The 19,932-nt window shown below is 69.8% G+C and carries 15 protein-coding genes; 10 read left to right on the forward strand and 5 right to left on the reverse strand.

Features of this window, described 5'->3' with window-relative positions:
* The 3 genes from OG912_RS34970 to OG912_RS34980 are packed head-to-tail and all read left to right on the forward strand — an operon-like array spanning position 1 to position 3,285.
* Positions 1-1,134, forward strand: coding sequence for an amidohydrolase family protein (locus OG912_RS34970; RefSeq protein ID WP_327712817.1), 1,134 nt, complete (start codon positions 1-3; stop codon positions 1,132-1,134).
* Entirely contained in the window at positions 1,131-2,405 is a 1,275-nt protein-coding gene (locus tag OG912_RS34975; RefSeq protein WP_327712818.1) for a hypothetical protein, read from the forward strand. Before OG912_RS34970 ends, OG912_RS34975 begins: the two co-directional genes overlap by 4 nt.
* 19 nt (positions 2,406-2,424) lie before the next feature.
* Entirely contained in the window at positions 2,425-3,285 is an 861-nt protein-coding gene (locus OG912_RS34980) for a hypothetical protein (RefSeq protein ID WP_327712819.1), read from the forward strand.
* A gap of 102 nt (positions 3,286-3,387) precedes the next feature.
* On the opposite strand, the gene OG912_RS34985 is transcribed toward OG912_RS34980, so the two are convergent.
* The 3 genes from OG912_RS34985 to OG912_RS34995 all read right to left on the reverse strand — a co-directional run bounded on the left by OG912_RS34985 (position 3,388) and on the right by OG912_RS34995 (position 9,290).
* Positions 3,388-3,915: a hypothetical protein gene (locus OG912_RS34985; protein WP_327712820.1), complete on the reverse strand. Its 528-nt coding sequence runs from the start codon at positions 3,913-3,915 to the stop codon at positions 3,388-3,390.
* 147 nt (positions 3,916-4,062) lie between these two features.
* On the reverse strand, positions 4,063-8,004 hold the full coding sequence (locus tag OG912_RS34990; protein WP_327712821.1) for an SGNH/GDSL hydrolase family protein: 3,942 nt from the start codon (positions 8,002-8,004) through the stop codon (positions 4,063-4,065).
* A gap of 1,097 nt (positions 8,005-9,101) precedes the next feature.
* The gene (locus OG912_RS34995; protein WP_327712822.1) at positions 9,102-9,290 is read right to left on the reverse strand and encodes a hypothetical protein; all 189 of its coding nucleotides are present in this window, start codon (positions 9,288-9,290) and stop codon (positions 9,102-9,104) included.
* Positions 9,291-9,390: 100 nt separating this feature from the next.
* Here OG912_RS34995 and OG912_RS35000 point away from each other — a divergent pair, with 100 nt between their 5' ends.
* On the forward strand, positions 9,391-10,452 hold the full coding sequence (locus OG912_RS35000; protein WP_327712823.1) for a helix-turn-helix transcriptional regulator: 1,062 nt from the start codon (positions 9,391-9,393) through the stop codon (positions 10,450-10,452).
* A 176-nt stretch (positions 10,453-10,628) separates the two neighbouring features.
* Here the strand turns inward: OG912_RS35000 and OG912_RS35005 are convergent, their stop codons facing one another.
* Complete coding sequence (locus tag OG912_RS35005; protein WP_327712824.1) at positions 10,629-12,518, reverse strand: AfsR/SARP family transcriptional regulator; 1,890 nt, start codon at positions 12,516-12,518, stop codon at positions 10,629-10,631.
* Positions 12,519-12,926: 408 nt separating this feature from the next.
* Between OG912_RS35005 and OG912_RS35010 the strand changes: the two genes are divergently transcribed.
* From OG912_RS35010 to OG912_RS35035, 6 genes are read left to right on the forward strand one after another with little or no spacing between them, the layout of a single operon-like run.
* Entirely contained in the window at positions 12,927-13,976 is a 1,050-nt protein-coding gene (locus OG912_RS35010) for a radical SAM protein (RefSeq protein WP_327712825.1), read from the forward strand.
* Positions 13,973-14,665 (forward strand): iron-containing redox enzyme family protein, encoded by a 693-nt coding sequence (locus tag OG912_RS35015; RefSeq protein WP_327712826.1) that lies wholly within the window; start codon positions 13,973-13,975, stop codon positions 14,663-14,665. The genes OG912_RS35010 and OG912_RS35015 overlap by 4 nt, the downstream gene beginning before the upstream one ends.
* On the forward strand, positions 14,658-14,867 hold the full coding sequence (locus OG912_RS35020; RefSeq protein WP_326734445.1) for an aroma-sacti cluster domain-containing protein: 210 nt from the start codon (positions 14,658-14,660) through the stop codon (positions 14,865-14,867). The genes OG912_RS35015 and OG912_RS35020 overlap by 8 nt, the downstream gene beginning before the upstream one ends.
* Positions 14,867-18,031, forward strand: coding sequence for an AAA family ATPase (locus tag OG912_RS35025; RefSeq protein WP_327712827.1), 3,165 nt, complete (start codon positions 14,867-14,869; stop codon positions 18,029-18,031). Before OG912_RS35020 ends, OG912_RS35025 begins: the two co-directional genes overlap by 1 nt.
* Complete coding sequence (locus OG912_RS35030) at positions 18,028-18,888, forward strand: S8 family peptidase (RefSeq protein ID WP_327712828.1); 861 nt, start codon at positions 18,028-18,030, stop codon at positions 18,886-18,888. Before OG912_RS35025 ends, OG912_RS35030 begins: the two co-directional genes overlap by 4 nt.
* Positions 18,885-19,496, forward strand: coding sequence for a GAF domain-containing protein (locus tag OG912_RS35035; protein WP_327712829.1), 612 nt, complete (start codon positions 18,885-18,887; stop codon positions 19,494-19,496). Before OG912_RS35030 ends, OG912_RS35035 begins: the two co-directional genes overlap by 4 nt.
* Positions 19,497-19,657: 161 nt before the next feature.
* On the opposite strand, the gene OG912_RS35040 is transcribed toward OG912_RS35035, so the two are convergent.
* On the reverse strand, positions 19,658-19,924 hold the full coding sequence (locus tag OG912_RS35040) for a hypothetical protein (protein ID WP_327712830.1): 267 nt from the start codon (positions 19,922-19,924) through the stop codon (positions 19,658-19,660).
* Between the last annotated feature and the right edge of the window lie 8 nt (positions 19,925-19,932).

The raw sequence follows: 19,932 nt of genomic DNA on the forward strand, positions 1-19,932 counted from the left end.
ATGAACTCACCTGTCATCTCGGCGGACTCGCATGTCGTGGAGCCTGTCCGGCTGTGGTCCGACCGGCTCGAACGCAGATTCAGGGACAGAGCGCCTCGCGTCCACTGGGACGCCGATCGCCGTGGATGGTTCTTCACGTGCGACGGTCTCCAGCCCGCGCTGATCAATTCCCTTTATGTGACGGACGCGTCGCCCGAGGAGTTCGCCGACGTCTCGGAGTCGGGCATCGAAGCGGCCCGGTCGGGCGGCAACGATCCTCTCGCACGGATGAAGGACATGGCGCAGGACGGAGTGTCCGCGGAGGTCCTGTATCCGAGCCTGGCCATGAGCCTGTTCTGGCTGCGGGACGCCGAGTTCCAGCGGGCCTGTTTCCGGGCCTACAACGACTGGCTGGCCGAGTTCGTGAGTCACGCGCCCGACCGGCTCGTCGGCCTGGGCCTGATCTCGTTGTGGGACGCCGGCGAAGCCGTCAAGGAACTGAACCGGTGCCGTGCCATGGGTCTGAGAGGGGCCTCGATCTGGGCTTCTCCGGCACCGGAGCGGGAGTTCACGGGTGAGGCGAACGAGCCCTTCTGGCATGCCGCACAGGAGCTGGGGATGCCGGTCTCGATGCACTGCCTCACCGGCTACCGGGACAGCCCCAAGCTGTTCGACTACAGCACACCGCTGGGCCGCATCCAGCGGAACATGGGATATCCCGAGGAGATGCAGCACTCGCTCACGGACCTGATCTTCTCCGGAGTGCTGGAGCGCTTTCCCCGCCTCCAGCTCGTACTTGCGGAAAACGACATCGGCTGGGTCGGCTACCACCTGCTGCACGCCGATCGCATCTACGACAAACTCGGCCCCGTCCTGGACACCACGCTCACCATGCCGCCCAGCGAGTACTTCCGCCGCCAGGTCCACGCCACCTTCACCGATGACGAGATCGGCATCCTCACGATGCGTCTCCTCGGCTCGGGGAACTTTCTCTGGGGGAGTGACTACCCGCACTACGAGGGGAGTTGGCCGCACTCGCAGGACCTCATCGCGCGGTCCTTCCGTGATGTTCCCGAAGAGGACCGGCACCAGGTGCTGTTCCGCAACTGCGCCCGACTCTACGGATTCGATCCGGCAGCACTGAACGCAGAATGAAGGGATCCGAAATGGGCGAGCGGACCACCAATCCCTGGTACCGGTTCATCGACGAGGACATCGAGCACAGAACAAGGGAAACAGTCGGATTCACCAACCTGATCGCGGACCGGCCCTATGCGCTGGACACCGCGACGCTTCAGGGGTTCATCGACCGCAACGCGCTGATCCGCAGCTACCAGCGGATCACCCGAGACGTGTTCATGGCGAGCGTGCGTGGTGAAGCGGACCCTGCCATCGCCGACTCGATCCTCTCCTGCCAGCCACCCGAGCGCGGCATCGAGTTCCACCGCGGTCTCACCGAACGCCAGCTCGCCCTGCCGGTCTACTTCCGCACGGACGAAGCCGCTCCCGGAGCGATCGCCGAGATCCAGTGCCCGGCCTCCGGCTGGGAGATCGCCGAGCAGGTGTACAGCATGTACCAGGAGTTTCCCGGGGATTTCGGCGCACCGGTCCAGGGCTTCGGATCGCTCATCGGCGGGCTCGCCACGTCCCTGCACAGCCGGCTGGGGCCGGACCCCGTAGCCCACCATCTGACCAACAACGCGTCCCGCCCGCACGGGGTCCACTACACGGTCCAGCGACTGCGCGAGGCCGGCATCCGGCACTTCGGCTGGGACCCGGTCCACTGGAAGGAGTGCAACTTCGTCCGGGCTCATGAGTTCTACGACCTGCGGTACAACGGATTCTTCGACCAGTGGATGGAGGAGTGCGAGAAGGGGGAACTCTTCTTCGACCATCCCCCGATCCCCTTGTACGACGCCAAGGTGGCCATGGCGTGGCCCTTCTGGGACAAGACCCGTGCGTACTACCCGGACGAGATCCGTGGACTCTTCCCCCACACCGAGATCATCACCCCCGACGGCTTTCACATGCCCGACGGATCCTGGATAAGCCTGGAGGACTACTGCACTCTGGGCGAGCGCAAACGCGTGTACTACTTCAAGTTCGGCAGCCATCATCCGACGCTCAACTGGGGCAGCCGCGCCGTGTACTTCTCCGGCAGCTTCACGACCGTTGCCCTGCGGCAGTTGTTCGAGCGCATCCTCGCCGACAGCGCGGCGGGGCACCAGTGGGTCGCCCAGGAGGCACGCATGCACCCGGAGCAGGCCGGCGCGGTGACCCGGGAGGGGGAGGAGCTGAAGATCGATGCCTATACCAAGTTCAGTGCCTTCTACACCCCCGAGCGGCTGGTCGGGGTCCTGGCCATGCAGGAGCGGTCCCGCAAGGTCCATGGCTCGCCGCAGACCGTGGTGAGCATCGCCTACTGACAGAGGACGAGGTGTTCTCATGGACGACAGGCCAACAGACGTCAGGCTGACCGGAGACGTTCATCCCGCCGACTACTTCCGCTTCGTGGAGAGGGAGGAGATCGACTGGGAGCTGTGGACCGACGTCCTTCGGGGGCGCGTCCTGGGAGTGATCTTCCGCGGGGCGCTGGCACCGGAGGTGTGCGAACGGATCCGCCGGAACTTCTGGAGCAGCCCCATCCTGAAACAGGCCGGCAGCAATTCCCCGAACGGCTACGGCTGCGGTCCCCAGATGGTCGGCGCGAACGGCCTGGACCGGTACCTGGACGATGCGGAACAGACCCGTGCCGGTGTCGATGCCCTCTTCACCGGTGTTGAGGACCGCGCCGTTCCCGCTCTGCTCGACGACTATCGTGCGCACCTCACAAGGCAGGGCGTGAACCTCCGGCTCGCGGAACTCCATGGCCGGCGGGCTGGGTCGTACAAACTGCGCTCGCGGGAGGCCTCCGGGGCGTACTCGCTCGTCCCGCACGACGATGCCGACACGATTCGCCGCGCGCCCTACCTCAGGGGATTCGAGGTGCAGAGCGCCCGGCATGTCTGCAACGCCCTGGCCTGTGTGGAGAACGGGCCGGGAGGCGCACTGATGGTCTGGAACATCGCCCCGGACGCGGCGAGCCGCCGTGCGCTGGGCTTCGGCGACGACAGCTTCGGGTACCCGCAGGAGACACTCTCCGGCTTCCAGAAGGTCACGGTGCCCGTCGAAGCCGGCGACATGTACGTATTCGATGTGTCCAAGGTCCACGCGGTCGGACGGAGGGACGAGGAGGGGACATACCGTTCATCCATCCAGTGGAGCATGTCCTTCCTCGACTCCACGACGGTCCTGCACTGGTGCTGACGTCCCGGTCCGGAGATCGGCCCCGGGCCGGGCGGTCGAGCCCGGCGTGCCTCCGGGACCACCCGGTCCAGGCGCCGAAGGACGGTACCGTTCGGTCGGGCTTCAATGCGTGGGCGCCGGGGGCAGACAACCTGTCTCCGGGAAATGGCCGTTGACCTCGGTCCAGACACGCTCCTGTGTGACGGCGCCGGTGAGGCAGGCGGACTTGCCGATCCAGATTCCGTACACGCTGCCACGGACGGGATTCTGTCCGCTCCGGCTGGGCCACTTCTCCACGGCCAGGTGGGCGGGAGCGGCCAGCCGCGCGAGCACCGTCCGGACCTGCGCGGGCTGAATCCGATTCTGATGCCTGAGGCCCTCAAGGGCCGACCGGATCTCCGCGGCCTTCTCGTGCGCGCGTTGCTCGTCCGCCGCACTCGGGCGATCCGGGCGCACAGCCCGGTTGTTGTCGCCGTACTGAGGGGGCTCGTTCACACCGGTGGCGTCGCCGGAAGGTGTCCGGCGGTCCGAATCATTCGACGTCTGTGTGCCGTTGAGATTGGAGAAGAGATCATCAGCGCTCTTCCCGCAGCTCGTCAGAGCGAAGACACAGAGCAGGGTGATCGAGGCCGTCCTGATACGTCGGGTCATGGTTGCCATTCTCCCGGAGAGGGGCCGTGGCGCCGTGAGTACGGGTACTCAGGAGTCAGCCGCCCTGCGGCGCCGTCCCTTCCGTTGCGCGAGTGCGGGGCCCCTCGGAGAGGAGCCCCGCACGGGCTTTGACCGTACCTACGTGTGTTACGACTTCATCAGGTCAAGGGTCCGCTCGAACGTATCGGCGTAGAGGCGGGCCCCCTCGATCTTCGGGTGGAACGACTGCGCGGACAAGCCGAAATTCTCAAGGATGGGGTAGTCCGTGAGGGGCTTGTCGGAGTCCACGAGTGTCTTGACGATGCCGTGGATCGACTCGGGGTCCCCGCAGATGGCCTTCCCCGCGAAGTCGTCCTTGGGGTCGGAGAACCAGGCATCGATGCCCGCCGCCTTGGCGTCGTCGGCTGCTCCCTGCATCTCCACCCTGAGCGTGGCTGCGACGGAGTTCAGCCAGTCCGCGGAGCCGGCCGACAGCCCGATCTGGTATCCGGCAATCGTGATACTCAGGCAGTCGCCACGGTTCTCGATCAGTGACGGGTAGCCCATGAGTGCGATCTTCGCCTTCGGAGCCCTGGCGTGGATCTCCTTCAGCGTCTTGACGATGTCCGGCCGGACAATCTCCTTGATGATGCCGGCCATGGCCGTCTCCAGGGACTGGCCGACGAACTTGCGGTCGCGCCCACCGATCGGGCCGTCCGTATCGTCTTCGGTGAAGATGTTCTCCTTGCAGTTGGTGTTCGTGGCGAGCAGGCATTTCTGGATGATGCTGGAGAACCGGGTGTCGTTGCCGCCGACCGAGATGCTGACCAGGGTGGTGTTGCCGTCCAGATAGCCTTGGTCCATCTGAGGTCTCTCACCTCCGTTGCCCTGGACATTGCCGTTGTGCACCACGTTGTAGGTGCGAGCGCCCGAGCAGGCGATCAGGTGATAGTCCATGGCTGAGCCGTATCCGTCGGCCAGTGCGCCGATCGACGCCGACCGGCCGGGGATGGTGGCCTGCCGGGACCATGCCTGGGTCGAACGGTGGCAGGCGTTCCGGGTGTTCGCGTTCTGCGTGTCGAGGTAGTTCGTCTCCGGGTAGTAGTCCCGATTGCCCTCGGACGCACCCTCACCGGCGGAGAAGGAGTCGCCCATGGCGACGACGAAGTCCTTCGGCTTGGCCGACAGCGGCTGGAAGGCGACCGAGTCCCAGGCGATGTCCTCATCGCCCGTCCCGTCGTCCGTGTCGGTGTCGAGAGTCACCGACGGGGTGCCGGTGAAGTTGAAGACACCGAGGTCCACCCACTCGTTCTTTCTGATCCGCTGGGGATGGACGCGAACCGGGGCGTTGTCACTTCCGGCCTCGGTGCCGCCGATCTCGTACGCGGCCTGTCGGGTGTGTGCGCCGTGGTCCGGCATATGAACGAAGACGCGCATCCAGCCCCTGGTGGAGCTGTTGAGTGTCCACTTTCCGCTGACTTCGAGCCGCTTGCCGTCGGCGGTGGCAAGCCAGCGTGTATGTCCCATCCAGAAGTGGTTCCCGTTGCCCGCGCCTATCTGATGCAGGTCCACCTTGGACGGGTATTTTCCACCTTCACTGGCGAAGGTGAAGTCGAACGAACCATTGGAGCTGACCGCGCATGTCCGCCCGGCGGATCCGGCGGGAACGGTGCCGTTGGGCAGGTCGTCCACGATCAACGACCCGGCCGGCAGACCGGTGTTGCAGCGCGGCGGATACGAGTTCGCATCCGGTTGCTCGGGGTACGTGTCATCGAAGCGGTGGACCGGATTTCCGCACCGGGCCAATTCGACGCAGTTCTTCCAGGCGACCGGCTCGTGCCACCAGCACTTCAGATAGAGCGGATCATCCGTGTAGGGGTCGCCGGGCAAGGTGCATGGCCCCTTGCCGTCATCGTTGGAGGCGCCTTCACTGATCATCGAGGGCACGCACATGTTCGTGGGCCCGCAGAAGTGGAAGATCGGCGGCTTTGCCGAGGTGCGGGCATCGTTGCTGTTCCACCACGCGGCACGGTAGCCGGCCTGCATGTCACCCGGTGCGAACATGGCGGCGAGCGGACGGGCCGCCCAGCCGATCACCTTCTCCTCGTACGGCCAGTACTGCGGAGTCGAGGCGTGGCTGTAGTCGTCCTTGCCGTCCGCAGCCTCCAGGAACGGCGTGCGGTTCTCCTTCCACAGCGGGTTGGCCGGGTTGTTCGTCCAGCCCACTCCCCATTGTCCTTCCTTCGGGGCGGACTTGGGGTAGTAGCCGGAGTTGTACGCCCACAGGGCGTAGAACCAGTTCTCGATGTACTTCGGATGGCCGTCGTTGATGATCAGGCCGTCCTTGCGGGTGTCGTTCCACTTCCCGACGAGGATGTTGACGCCGGCGGCAATGTTGGCGGCGTAGTCCAGCGCCACGGCCTCCTGCTCCTGCGTGGTCTTGGGCTCCTCGTTCTCCTTCTCCTTGCCGTGCATACGCATGCCGTCGGTGACCTGCGTGATGCCGTAACCGCAGTCCGCCTCCGCGAAGTTGATCGCCCACGGGTCGGTCTGCTGGCCGGAGGCGGAGTACTTGATGCCGTAGAAATTGCCGATCAGCGAATTGGCCGTGACCCCGGGCACGGCAAGCCGGGTGGCCTGCCACATGTTCGACTCCTGCGCGGTGATGCCCAGCATCACCTGTGCCGGAACGTGCCAGTCCTCACCGGTTCCGCCCGTCAGCGGGTCCAAGGGGAAGAGCGACTGCGGAGCGTAGGCCGGCATGCCGGTGTTCTTCCAGTTCGCCGGCCTGGTGGCACCCTTGTTGAGGGTGCCGACGACGGTCTGGTCCACTGCCCATTCGACCTGGCGTGGCGTCGGCTGGAAGGCCTGCTTCTTCGGATCGTTGCGTGGCACGGAGCAGTACCGGTCGTCCTCGACCACGCTGCTTGCGGCGACACGTGACGTGCCGGTGGTGGTGCCTCCACTCTGCGCGAGGAGGACCGGGCTGGTCTGCGTGCCCCCGGTCACCTGCTTCTGGGTACCGACATACGTACTCGCCGGAGGCGCATCCAGGACGACCGACTTATGAGTGTCGGCCGTCGTGATCGTCGTCCGGATCGTGCGCGCTTCCAGGGCTTCCTCGGGGCGGATGCGCGAATCCTTGCCATCTGCCCAGCGCGAGGACACGAACGCCTGGGCGTTGCTCGACACCCGGGCGTCCTTGTCGATGCTGCCGGGGTTGTGCAGGCCGCCTCCTGTCCGCGCGACGCTCTTGGCCTCACCGGTGACGTACACCTCGCCCTTCGGCGTGGAGGTGAGGTCGAAATCGGTCAGCTCGCCCTGTGCGAGGCGGAGCGGCTCGGTGCTCGCGTCGTTCGTGCTGATCTGGTCGGCTGTGACGCGCGAGACGGTTGCGGTGGTGGCAGCCGCGGAGGGTGCGGCGGACTTCTGGGCGGCGGACGGTGGGACCGGGTCGATGAAGGTCACGCCCCCGGCGGCGTCGGCCTTCAGCTGGAAGGGCCAGGCGGCCGTCTTCGCGACGGTCCGCACCTTGCTGTCCGCCACGGCGACGATGCGGTTGCCGGCAGCCGCGACTATTCCGTTCCGGGTCGGCACGGCGGAGGTGACCTGGCCGACGACGGTCTGCCGGGTGGCAGTCTTCCCTGTCCGGGCGTCGACCGTGACCAAGCGGGTCTGGTTCTTCGCCGTTGCGTCGTCGCTCATGGCGGTGAACACGGTCTGGTTCCCGTGCCCGCACCCGGGGGAGAAGTAGGAGAGCGTCGCCTGGAACGGCAACTTCGTAATGTGGCCATTGCGCAGGTTCACTACTGCCGTGAACGCGCCGCGTGTCATCAGATCAGGCTTGTTGGTAAAAGTGCGCGGTGCGTACGCGACAGCGGCGTACGTACCCGACCCGGTGATGCAGGCGTTGCCGATCCAGGTGTCGGTATCGAATCCCGGTTCGGACAAGGATGCCGCTGTCCTCCATGCGTATCCGTCGCGCTCGTCGGCGACCATCACGTGAAAGCCGGTGCCATCGCCCGAGGTGGTGAACGCCCGGTCGGATGAGCGGTCGTAATCGGAGCCCAGGGTGGCCCGGCGCGCCTTCGCGGGTACGGACAGCGGCATTTCGCCGGGGTTTGTCTTTGCGCCGTGCGCCGTAGCTCCCGATGGGCCTTCCGCCGCCTTGGGCGGGGCAGGTGCTGCCAAGGACTGATTGGTGGCAATTCCTGCAGAAAGAGACAGGGCAAGCGCTATCACCGGTATGCGCGCATATCTGAAAATGCCGCGTTTCAACGAGTGCTCCTTCCGATGGGGTGTGGGTCTGGAACGCCGAGAAGAATCCGCACTCTGTGAACTGCCGATGCGTGGCGCACGTCGCGAAGTCGAAAGGTGTGCGGCCAGGCTGGATCACGGCGTGCGGAGATCCCGCCGTGAGGACGGGTCTGCACTCGGCGGAGATCGAGGGCGTCGCACGTTGGGGGGACTGGGGCCAAGGGGTTACCTGGCGGCATGGATGCATTCATGTCGCCAGGCGCACTGCGCTCCCGAAGCGGAGTCAGCAGGCCCTGTGAAGTCGCTTCGGCTTCACAGTCGTTGGCCACTCGCAGCCGCAGCTGAATGAGCGGACGCTGCGATCCCTGTGACAAAAGCAGCGCACAGACCAATGCGCATGATCGTTTTTATGGTCATGTGGAACCGACCCCCCGGTGTGTGCACTCGAGCTGCGAGGCGGTCACATGCCTCACAGCTGAGGGGCACAAGATATTCACAGAGGGCCCCGTGGGCTGTGATGTACGACACAAGGGTGACGTGTGTGGGTTTGATATTGGCCTGAATTGGTGGGCGAGTTGGAAGTTCTTCGCTGCGGCAACGGCAGCGGCGTGAAGTCATGTTGATCCGCAAGTCAGGCGCTTTGCCTGTTTCGATCGACATAGGCGGGTTCGAATCCTTGACTGCCTCCTTGGTCGGCGACCGCGGAACGGCCCTGACCGGCCTGGCTCGCCGTCATGTTGCGAGGGAATGCATTCGGGACGCGGGACCGTTTGCCTCTTCGGGGAGGGTGCGGAATCGGATCGGGCGGGTTGAATATGCAAGTTCTCCGCATGCCGCATCAAACCGAACCGGCCATGAGGAAACCCGAGTTGCCGGGGGTTCGCCTTCGGCGCCGGTGAGGTTGGCCGAAAGACCTCGGGTCCGGGGTTCCGGCCCGGAACGCGGGGCGGTCACCAGTGCGGCGTGGGTACGGTCGGCGTGTCGTCGTCGTCGCTCCGTACCGGACGTGGCGGCTGGTTGAGCACCTCGCGGGCCGTGCACCCGTTGTCTGCGGCACGATGCCACCGGGAGCGAACCCGGCACCCGAGGAGGGCGACGAGGCCCAGGAGCAGGGTGATTGCCCCTTTGATTCGTTCCACGGTGATTCCTTCCAGGGGGTCTGGGCATATCTACCGCGCATCTGAACAATAGATATCGGTACGGGCGAGAGCGGAGCCATCTGGCTGATGAGGGGGTTGGATGGGCGGCATAGGTGAGGACGGCACGTTAGCGGATCCGCACGGAGCGGCCGGGCGGACGGCGTCCGGCACGCAGCTGTCCGAGGACGCCGTCCGGGTGTTCCGGTGGGTGAGCGACCAGGGATCGTGCGACGCGAAGACGCTGGGCGCGACACTGGGGCTGCCGGAGGGTTGCGCTGCCTCGGCGGTGGTGACACTGACCGAACTGCTGCTGCTGCGCTATCTGCCGGAGGACTCCGACCGGCTGGTGCCGGTGGCGCCGGACGCGGCCATAGCCGCGTTGGTCGCGCCGAAGGAGGCCGGGCTGCGCCGGCAGCTCGCTGAGATCGATCAACTCCGGGGTGAACTGGCCCTCCTGACGCCGTTCTACACGGAGGGCAGGCGCCGATGGCAGGGGCGTGCGCCACTGACCGAGGTCACGGACCTGAAGACCGTCGTGGGCTTGATCACCGAGGCGACCATGCGGTGCCGGCTGGAGGTCCGCACCTGCCACCCAGGAGGTGGCCGCTCCCCGACGCTGCTGGAGCAGGCGTTCATCCGGGACCGGGACATGCTGCGCCGCGGCGTGCGGATGCGCACGCTGTACCAGCACACGGCCCGCTACCACCTGCCGACGCAGGAGTACGCGCGGCGGATGACCGACGAGGGGGCCGAGATCAGGACGATGAGTGAACTGTTCGGCCGCATGGTCGCCTTCGACGGGGAGACGGTGTTCATCCCGCACCAGGACGACCTGGACGCCGCCATCGTCATCCACGAGCCGTCCACGGTGGCGTACCTGTGCGCGACCTTCGACCACACCTGGTCGCTGGCTGAGCCCTACCACCCGGCCTGGACGGAGAGTTCGGCGCGGGACGAGGTGAAGCAGGCCATCGTGCGGCTGCTGGCGGAGGGGATGAAGGACGAGATGGTGGCCCGGCGGTTGGGTATGTCGTTGCGCACCTGCCGCAAGCACATCGCCGAGATCATGGAGCAGCTGGGGGCGGCCAGCCGCTTCCAGGCCGGCTATCTGGCCCGTGTGCAGTCCTCCGGTCCTGCCGCGGCGGCCACGGGCGGCGCCTGACGGCCTCACCGGAGAGAACGGCCGGTGGCCGCCCGCCGTTTGTTCCCGTCGCGGTACGAGCCGCCCCGGCGCCCCTCGGCCGGCTCGGCCCGGAGCAGGGCGGGCGGCTCCCGGCCGGGCATGCCCGGCCGGGGGTGCGGACGCTCCCTGATCCGGCCTGATCCGAACGAAAGGCCCTAGCACCGCATTCCCGGTCCGGCCGGCTGCTCCCGAGCGAACAGCAAGGTCAGCCACGGTAGTTCGTAGTGAACGGACTCCTCTACCGCCGCTGTGTGCGCGGTCACTTCGGGGCCGGGCGGCGGAGCCAGGACGCCGGCGTCGATGAGGCCCTCCAGTGCCCGCTGTGCGTTCCGTCCGTCGAGGCCCAGGGCGCGGGCGGCGGTGGACAGGGAGAACGACGGGTCAGGCAGTGCGGCCAGGGCATGGAGGGTGTCGCGGGCGGGAACGGTCAGCCGGGCCCAGGCATCGGCGAGACGGGCGCGGACCCCGAGGCCGCCGGCCGCGAGTTCGTCCAGTGCCTCCAGGGGGTGTTCGAGGCGGTCCGCGTACTGCCCCAGAGACATGTGGCGCAGTACGGACAGGCGGTTCCCGCCCGCCCGCAGAGCGAAGGGGAGGAGCCCGGTGGCGGTGACGATGCGTGCGGCGGCGGCGTGCTCTGCGGTCAGCCGGGTGCGGCCGATGATTCCGCCGAGCAGGTCCAGCGCCTCCTCGGCGGACAGCGGCGGGAGTTCGGTCCGGTACGCCGACTCCAGACAGGGAAGCCGGCTCCGGGATGTGACCAGCGCGGCGGTGGGGCCCGAAGGCGGTAGCAGCGGGCCGAGAGCGGTGGCATCGGGGGCGTCGTCCAGCAGCAGCAGGATCCGGCGCCCGGACAGCCAGGAGCGCCAGGCGGCGGCGGCTTCCTCCCGGTCGCCGGGAAACCGCCCGGTGAAGCCGAGCGAGCGGGCCAGTTCCGCCAGCACCGACGGCCACGGGCGCGTGGAACCGTCCTCGGCGCAGAGCCGGGCAGCGACCACGCCGTCGGGGTAGCGCGCGGCGAGGCGGTGCGCGACGTGCACGGCAAGGGCCGTCTTGCCGACGCCTGCCGGGCCGGTGAGAACGACCGGGGGACCGTCCTCGCGGCCCAGTTGTTCGCTGACGGCTGCGAGTTCCCACGTGCGCCCGGTGAAGTCGGCGAGGTCCGGCGGCAGCAGCCGGGAACCGGTGGGGCCACCGCGTGCGCGGGGCGGGGCCGCCTCCTCCAGCAAGGCGCGGTAGGCGCACTGCAGCGCCGCCCCGGGCTCCAGCCCCAGTTCCCGGGAGAGCTGCTGGCGGCACTCGTCGTAGGCGGCCAGCGCCTCCGTTCTGCGCCCGACCTGGTGCAGTGCGGTGAGCTGGGCGGCGCGCAGCCGCTCCCGCAGCGGGTGGCGGCTGACCATCTCGTCCACGGTGTCGGCGACCGGGGCCGGTTCGCCGGTCTCCAACTGGGCCTCCGCCCATGCCTCGTAGACGGCCAGGCGACGGGCGTGCTGCCGGTCGACGGCGGCGAGCAGTACCTCGGCGCGGGCGGCGAGATCACTGAACGGATCATGCCGCCACAGGTCCAGCGCCTGGCGGTAGAAGCGCGCGGCGCGGCTCGGTGCGCCCGCGCGTGCCTCCGCATCGCCGCACCGGGCCAGTTCCTCGAACCGCAGGCTGTCGCACTCGTCCGCGGTGAGGTGCAGGACGTAACCGCCGGGTCCGTGGTGCAGCCGGCCGAGATCGTCGGGGTCGAGTACCCGGCGGAGCGTCGAGACGTACACCTGGAGGTTCTTGCGGGCGGTGCGGGGCGGATCGTCCGGCCAGACGGCATCGGTCAGCTCCGCCAGCGACACGGGTGTGTTCGGACGAGTGAGAAGGACGGCCAGCACGAGGCGCTGCTTCAGCGGACCGAGAGGCAGTGGCAGACCGTTGCGGGACGCTCGCAGCGGACCGAGGAGGGAGAGGCGCAGAGGTGCGGTGGCGCTTGTCCCGCTGCCGCCTGCGCGCTCTCGCAGAATTCCGGGCTCCGCCGCCCCGTCGCGGCGTTCCGTAAAGGTATCGGTCATTTTCTCTCAGCCCCTTCCCCAGCCGGTGTCGTCGGAGTTCTGGGAGAAGAGAACAATTCCGTGCACGAAAGCCTCCGGGGAGCGGTCGGGGGGGTGAGCGAATCCGCGAGGAGCCCTGAATACGTTGGGAATTCGACGGAATTCCTTCCGTTCTTCACAGCATGGTCACAAGTTGATGGCGGGGCTACCGGATCGAGGGTGACTCAACGTGCATGCAGCAACACACCCGCCGGGATAAAGGTTCAATACACGTACATAGCGATGCGAATCGGAAGGCTGTGCGCGGCCTCTCCGCACCGCCGGACAGTCCTGTGCCGCGTACCGGACCCGAACCCGCCGACAACCGCGACCGAACCGGTCCCGAGAAAGCTGATGCCGCATGCCCAGGGGACCGACGGAGGTGACGCGATGCGACTGGCGGAGATCATCGAACTGCGACCGGTTCCGGCTGCCGGGCTGCTCGCCACGCTCACCAGGCGCTGCCCTCTGAGCTGCGCCCACTGCTCGACTTCGTCCGGGCCACGGGGCGAGGACGTCCCGGCCGAGGCGCTGCGCCGCTTCGTCGGCGGCTTCACCCCCGAAGACCGTCCGGAAGTGCTCATGCTCACGGGCGGCGAGCCGCTGCTGCGCCCGGCGCTCGTGGGCGAGCTGGCGGGGCTCGCCGCGTCGGCCGGAACGCGGACGTCGGTGCTGAGCGGAATGTTCTTCGCGGCCGACGGGCGGATACCGGCCCGCATCATGCGCGCACTTCGGCACGTCGCCCACTTCTCGGCGAGCATCGACGTATTCCACGAACGCGAAGTGCCGCGCGCGGCGTCCTTCCGTGCGGTCCGCCGCATCATGGAAAGCGGAATCGACGTAAGTTTTCACGTGGTGGGCAATGCGGCGGACGATCCCTATCTCGCGGACATCACCGCGTCGATACGGGCCGAGTTCCGGGACCGGGCGGCCGTACTGGTGAATCACGTCCGGCCGGTGGGGCGGGCGGCGGCATGGGCGGCCGCCCGGGAGGTCCCGCCCGACGGCGCCGGGGCGTCGCCGGCCCCCTGCGCGATGGCGGCCTGGCCGGTGGTGGCCTTCGACGGTACGGTCACGGCCTGCTGCAACCAGCGCGTGGTGGACGCCCGCCCCATGCCGGAACACCTTCGCCTGGGGCACATCGCCGCGGACGACTGGGCTCGGATCCGGCGCCGGTGCCAGGAGTCACCCGTGCTGCGCACCATCCGTACCGCCGGCGTCGGTTCCTGCGCGGACTGCCGCGGCCTGGCCGGGCGGCCCGCGGCCCTGGAAGCCGCCGAACGGGCCGGGTCCAGCCCGGCGGCCGGCGCCATGGACGCCCTCGGCGCCCGGCTCCAGCGCGACGCGGGGGCCGCGGCGCTGCTCGGACGGTACGGAAACGAGCGGTACGCGCCGCTCGTCCTGCTCGGCGGTCGCGGGGACGGGGAGGCGCCCGCATGAGCCCGTCGGCCGTCGCGGGCCTGCGCCTCGAACTGTCCCTCGTGCAGCCCGTACTACGGGCCGCGGCCGCCCGCATGTGGCGCTCCGACGCAGGGCTCCCCGGCCGGTACCGGCACTACCTGTGCGCCATGCACCAGGTGATCCGCGCCTCCGTCCCGCTGATGGAGCGGGCCGCCGCACGATGCGAGGCGCTCCCGCGCGACCCGGTGGCACCGCCCCTCGCCCGGTACCTGCGGGCGCACGCCGAACAGGAACGGGGCCACGACGACTGGCTGCTCACCGACGCCGCGGCCGCCGGGACGGTGCCGGGCGCACTGACCGGCACCACCCCGCCGGCCCACGTCGCCGCTCTGGTGGGCGCGCAGTACTACTGGATCGAGCACAGCCACCCCGTAGCCCTGCTCGGCTATATCGCGGTGCTGGAGGGCAACGCACCGGCGCCGGGCCTGGCCGGCCGGCTGGCCAGGGAGACCGGGCTGCCGCCGGCCGCGTTCGAGACCGTACGCCTGCACGCAGACCTGGACGACGGGCACAGCGCCGGCCTGGACCGACTCATCGGCCGGCTGCCCCTGGACCGTGCGCAGCGCTCGCTGGTCGCGGTCAGCGCGCTGCACACGGTCGCCGCCCTCGCCGAGCTGTTCGACCGCATCGCCACGGCACCCCACGCATCGGAGAGCGCCCATGACTGACCACGCGCACGATCGAGACCGCCTCCGCACGCTGGAGGACGCCGGGTTCCCGCTGCACAGCCTCTCCCCCGAGCAGCGCGAGGTGCTCCAGGAGCTCAGCGCGGAGGAACTGACCCTGCTGCTGGGGCTGAAGGAGCGGCTGGACGCGGCCGAGCCGGAAGTGCAGGCGCACAGCGAGATCGCCGGCGGAGCGCTGTTCTGATGACCGGGACCGCGCGGATGTGCCCCCAGTGCCCCGAACCACCGCCGGACGGCGCGGCCTTCTGCCCCCGGTGCGGAACCGCCTGTGTGGCCGCGGCCGGTTCCGCGACGGCCGAGGAACGCCGGGTGGTGACCGTGGTCTTCTGCGACCTCGTCGGATCCACGGCGCTGTCCGGGCGGCTCGACCCGGAGACGCTGCGCACCGTCACGCTCCGGTACTTCGCCCTGATGCGGGCCCGGATCGAGGAACACGGCGGCACGGTGGAGAAGTTCATCGGTGACGCCGTGATGGCGGTCTTCGGGGTTCCCGCACGCCACGAGGACGACGCCCACCGGGCCCTGGCCGCCGCCCGCGGGATGGTCACCGGCCTCGACGGCCTCAATGCCGAGCTGGAACGGGAGCACGGGGTGCGGCTCGCCGTCCGCATCGGAGTGAACACCGGAGAGGTCGTGGTGAGCGTCGATCCCGCCGCCCGGCAGGCCCTGGTCTCCGGGGAGGTCGTCAACATCGGCGCCCGGCTCGAACAGCATGCCGGCGAGGGCGAGATCCTGATCGGCCCCGCCACGCTGCGCGCCGCCGGGCCCTCGGCGGTCACCGAATCCGCCGGATCGCTGTCCCTCAAGGGGGTCGATGCTCCCGTCCCGGCCCACCGCCTGGTCGCGCTGCACGAGGACGACCCCGAGCGGGTCCGCCGCTTCGACACCCCGTTCATCGGCCGTGAGCAGGAACTGGCCGAACTCCGCCTGCTGTTGAGCAAGCTGGCGGCGGAGCCCCGTTCACATCTGGTGACCGTGTACGGCGAGGCAGGCCTCGGCAAGACGCGCCTGCTGCGCGAATGGCTGAGGGACTGCCCGGCGTACGGCGAGGGCCGGTGCCGTCCGTACGGCGAGACCGGCACCCTTTCGCCGCTCGCCGAAGCGGTACGCCAGGTGCTGGAAAGCGTCGGGGAGGAAGCCGGACTGGCGGGGCTGCCGGCACACGAGCGAACGGAGGCCGAGCAGGCGCTGCGCCTGCTGCGGGCCGGTCTGCTCGCGGACGGGACACCCAGCCCCTCCGCCGACGACACCCTCATGGCGCTGGCGTGCCTGCTGGACGGCCTGTCCCGCGAGCGGCCCGTGGTGCTCGTACTGGACGACTGCCACTGGGCTTGTGCGCCGCTGCTCGACATGGCGGACCGGTTGCTGGACGAGCTGGACCGCTCGGCCGTCGCCCTGGTGTGCGCCGCGCGTCCCGAGCTGCTGGAGACCCACCCCGGCTGGGGCAGCGGCCGCATGCGTTCCGCTTCGCTGATGCTCACACCGCTCACGCGGGAGGAGGCCGCCGTACTCGCCGGTGAGCTGGTCGAGGTGGCTGCCCACCGGCAGGGCCTGCTGGAGGGCACCCTCGACCGCGCGGAGGGCAACCCGCTGTACCTGGAACACCTGACAGCGATGGCGGCCGAGTGCGACGACCTGCCGCTCACCGTGCATGCCCTGCTCGGCGCGCGCATCGACGCGCTGCCGCCCGAGGAGCGGACCCTGCTTCAACTGGCCGCCGTCCTGGGACGCGAGTTCCGTCGCGCCGATCTGACGGAACTCGCCACCGCCGAGCACTCCGCCCCCGCGGAGTCCGCTGCCGGCCTGCTGCGCGGTCTCGTGCGACGGAGGCTCATCGAGGCCGGGGGCCGTACCCCGTCCGCGAGCGCCGTGCTCCGGTTCGGGAGCGCTCTGGTGCAGGAGACCGCCTACCGGGGGATGGCCAAGAAGGTACGCGCCCGGCGGCACGAGCACGCTGCCCGTGTGCTCGTCGGGCACGAGGCGGGTGACGCGGCCGTCGGCACGCACCTGGCCCGCGCCCACCGTCTGCTCACCGAACTGGGGATGCACGACGACGGCACCGACCTGCTGCGTACGCGTGCCGCCGGCCTGCTCATCCGGGCCGGCGCCGCCGCTCTGGCACGCTCCGACCTGCCGTGGGCCGACGACCTCCTCACGCAGGGGCTGGACCTGGTGGCGCCCGGAGAGCCCGCCGCCGCCGAGGCCGCCCGCAGGCTCGGCGAGACGAAGGTCGCCCGCGGCGAGCCGGTGCGCGGCCGGGAGCTGCTGGCAGGCGCCCTCGAATCGGCGGAGCGGGCCGGTGACCGGCTGGGTGCCGCCCATGCCCGGCTCGCCCTCACCGCACTCGATCCGCGGCACGGCTCGGCGGCCGGCGTGGCCGAGGCCGCGCTCGCGCTGTTCACGGTGGCGGGCGACGACCAGGGCATCGCGCGTGCCTGCGTCCGCATCGCCCAGGACCGCCAGCGGCGCGGACGGCACGCGGAGGCCGAGGCACTGCTGTGCCGGGCCCTGGACCATGCCGACCGCGCCGACGCCGAACCCGAACGGGCCCTGGCGCTCGGCGCGGTCGGCATCTCCTTGTGGCGGGGCCCGACCCCGGTCGCGTGTGCCGTGGACCGCTGCGAGGAGCTGCTGGCGGCCCACGGCGCAGGCCGGCCGACCGTCCGGGCCACCCTGGCCTGCCCGCTGGCCGTGCTCCTCGCACTCCAGGGCCGCCACGACGAGGCACGCGAGCGGCTGGCCGAGGCGGCCCGGCTCGCCGACGGCCTCGGCTACGCCGAAAGCGCGCTGTTCGTCCCGCTGTTCGCCGCCGAGGTCGAGGCCCTGACCGGTACGCCGGACCGCAGACTCGCCCTGCTGGACGAGGCCGCCCGCGCCGGCCGTGAACTCGGCGCCACCGGTGCGCTGCCCGGCATCGCCCGCGAACGGGCCCGCATCCTGCTGGACCGGGGCGAGCCGGCACCGGCGCTCGCCCTGCCGGATCCCCAGGAGGCCGGTCTGCCCCCGGCGGAGTCCGCCGACGCGGACGGACTGCGGGCCCGGGCCCTCGCACTCACCGGGGAGCCGGTCGCCGCGCGCGTCTGCGCTGACCGCGCGGCCGTCGCGGCCGGGGACACGGACTCCCCGGCCGTCCGCGGCACCGCGGCACTCGACCGCGCGCACACGCTCCGCACCCTGGCTCTCCCCGGCGACGCGGTGCGTGAGGCGCGTGCGGCGGAGCGGCACTTCGCAGCCAAGGGCCACCGGCTCGGCGCGGACCGCGCGGCCGCGTTCGCCGACGACAGCGCGGCCGCGGCCGCGGCCGCGCGCACCGACCGCCCGGCCGGGCGGAAAGGCAGGACCACATGACCATCGGGACGGCAGGGGGGCTCACCTGGAGCCTGCGCGACCGTACCCCCGAGGACCTCACGATGCTCGCCGACACGGTGCCGGCCCTGCCCGCCGATCCGTCGGCGTGGTCGGACGGCGCAGGGGTGCGCGTGTGTGTCGTCGACACCGGGGTGGAATGCGGTCACTCCGCGGTCGGCACGGTGCAGGGCTCCTACGAGGTGGCACCCGCCCCCGACGGGACCCTGCGGGTCGTCGACAGCGGTCCGCTGCCCGACGGCGCCGGCGACGGCTGCGGGCACGGAACGGCCTGTGCCGGAATCGTCAGGCGCGTGGCGCCGGGCTGTGACCTGTACAGCGTACGAGTGCTGGGCGAGGGCTTCACCGGCAGCGGCGACGCCCTGCTCACCGGGCTGCGCTGGGCCGTCGACCAGGGCTTCGACGTGGTCAACCTCAGCCTGTCCACGACCCGTCCGAAGTTCCTCGAAACCCTGCGGTCGCTGGCCGACCAGGCGTTCTTCTCCGGGACCACGCTGGTGGCGTCGGCCCACAACACACCGGTGGAGAGCTTCCCCTGGCGGTTCTCGTCCGTCATCTCGGTCGGTACACATCGCGAGGACGACTCCGGGCTCTTCCTCTACAACCCCGCACCACCCGTGGAGTTCTTCGCACCCGGCCAGAACGTGCAGGTGGCCTGGACGGGCGGCCGGACCATCCGCACCACGGGGAACAGCTTCGCCACCCCCTTCATCAGCGGGCTGTGCGCTCGACTGCTTGGCAGCCGACCGAAGCTGACGCCGTTTCAGATCAAGCACGCGCTCTACCTCTCCGCCGCGAACGTACGTATCGGCGCACCAGAAACCCGAGGTGAATCATGAGCCAGTCCCACGGCCTCGTCCCCGCCACCGACGTGGGCCCAGCGACACAGGCCGGCAGTGCGGAGCGCGACCTGCTGCAGTCCGTCGTCGAGACCGCGCGGGCCATCTTCGGCGCGGCGGCCAGCTCCGTCCTGCTGCACGACCGGGACGCCGACGAACTGGTCTTCCAGGCGGTGGCCGGGGAGGGCGAGGAGTCCCTCGTGGGTTCCCGGTTCCCCGCCGGCCGGGGGCTGGCGGGCTGGGTGCTCGTCTCGGGTGAGCCGATGGTCGCGGACGACCTGAGGAAGCAGGGCATGTTCGCCCGGGACGTCGCGACATCGACCGGGTATGTGCCGGACGCGCTGATGGCGGCGCCGCTGGCGCACCGCGACCGGGTGCTCGGGGTGCTCGAAGTGCTCGACCCCGTCGAGCAGTCCAGGTCCAGCCTCTCCGAACTCGACCTGCTCGCCCTCTTTGCCCGCCAGGCCGCGGCGGCCCTCGCCATCGTCACCGAACGGCGGCGCGAGGAGACGGCGCCGGAGGTTCGCGCACGGGGCCTGGAACTGGTGGAAGCGTTGCGGGACGTGCTGCTCGACGGGATGTCGCCGCCGGCCCGGCACGGCGGTTGAGGCGTCGGCGCCGGCGTGCCGCCGATTCCACGATGCCGACGGTCCTGCGGATCCTCCAGCCGCCGGTCTGCACGCCTACCCGGCCGCTGCGAGGAGCGGCCGGGTAGGCGCGCAGACCGGGAACGAGGCATCTCCCAGGCCGCCGCCGGTGGTGCGGGCGATCAGGACCGTACGGAAGAGGGCGGGCTCTCCTGTGGCAGGCGTGCGCGGAGGGCGGCAGCGAGGTCCTCGGCCCGGGGAGAGCCGGATGCGGAGTGCCTGGTGACCTGCTCCGCGGCCGCCCGCTGTACTCGCGTACGCGGTTCCAGCAGGCCGCCGCGCTCGCGGGTGTCCAGATCCTCACCGGCGTCGACGCGGTCCGTTGCGTCGAGCAGGTCGCGCGTCTCGTCGAGGGTGAAGCCGAGCGGCTTCATGCGGCGGATGACCATGAGCCCCG

Source organism: Streptomyces sp. NBC_00464, assembly GCF_036013915.1.
In the GTDB taxonomy this organism is placed as follows: domain Bacteria; phylum Actinomycetota; class Actinomycetes; order Streptomycetales; family Streptomycetaceae; genus Streptomyces.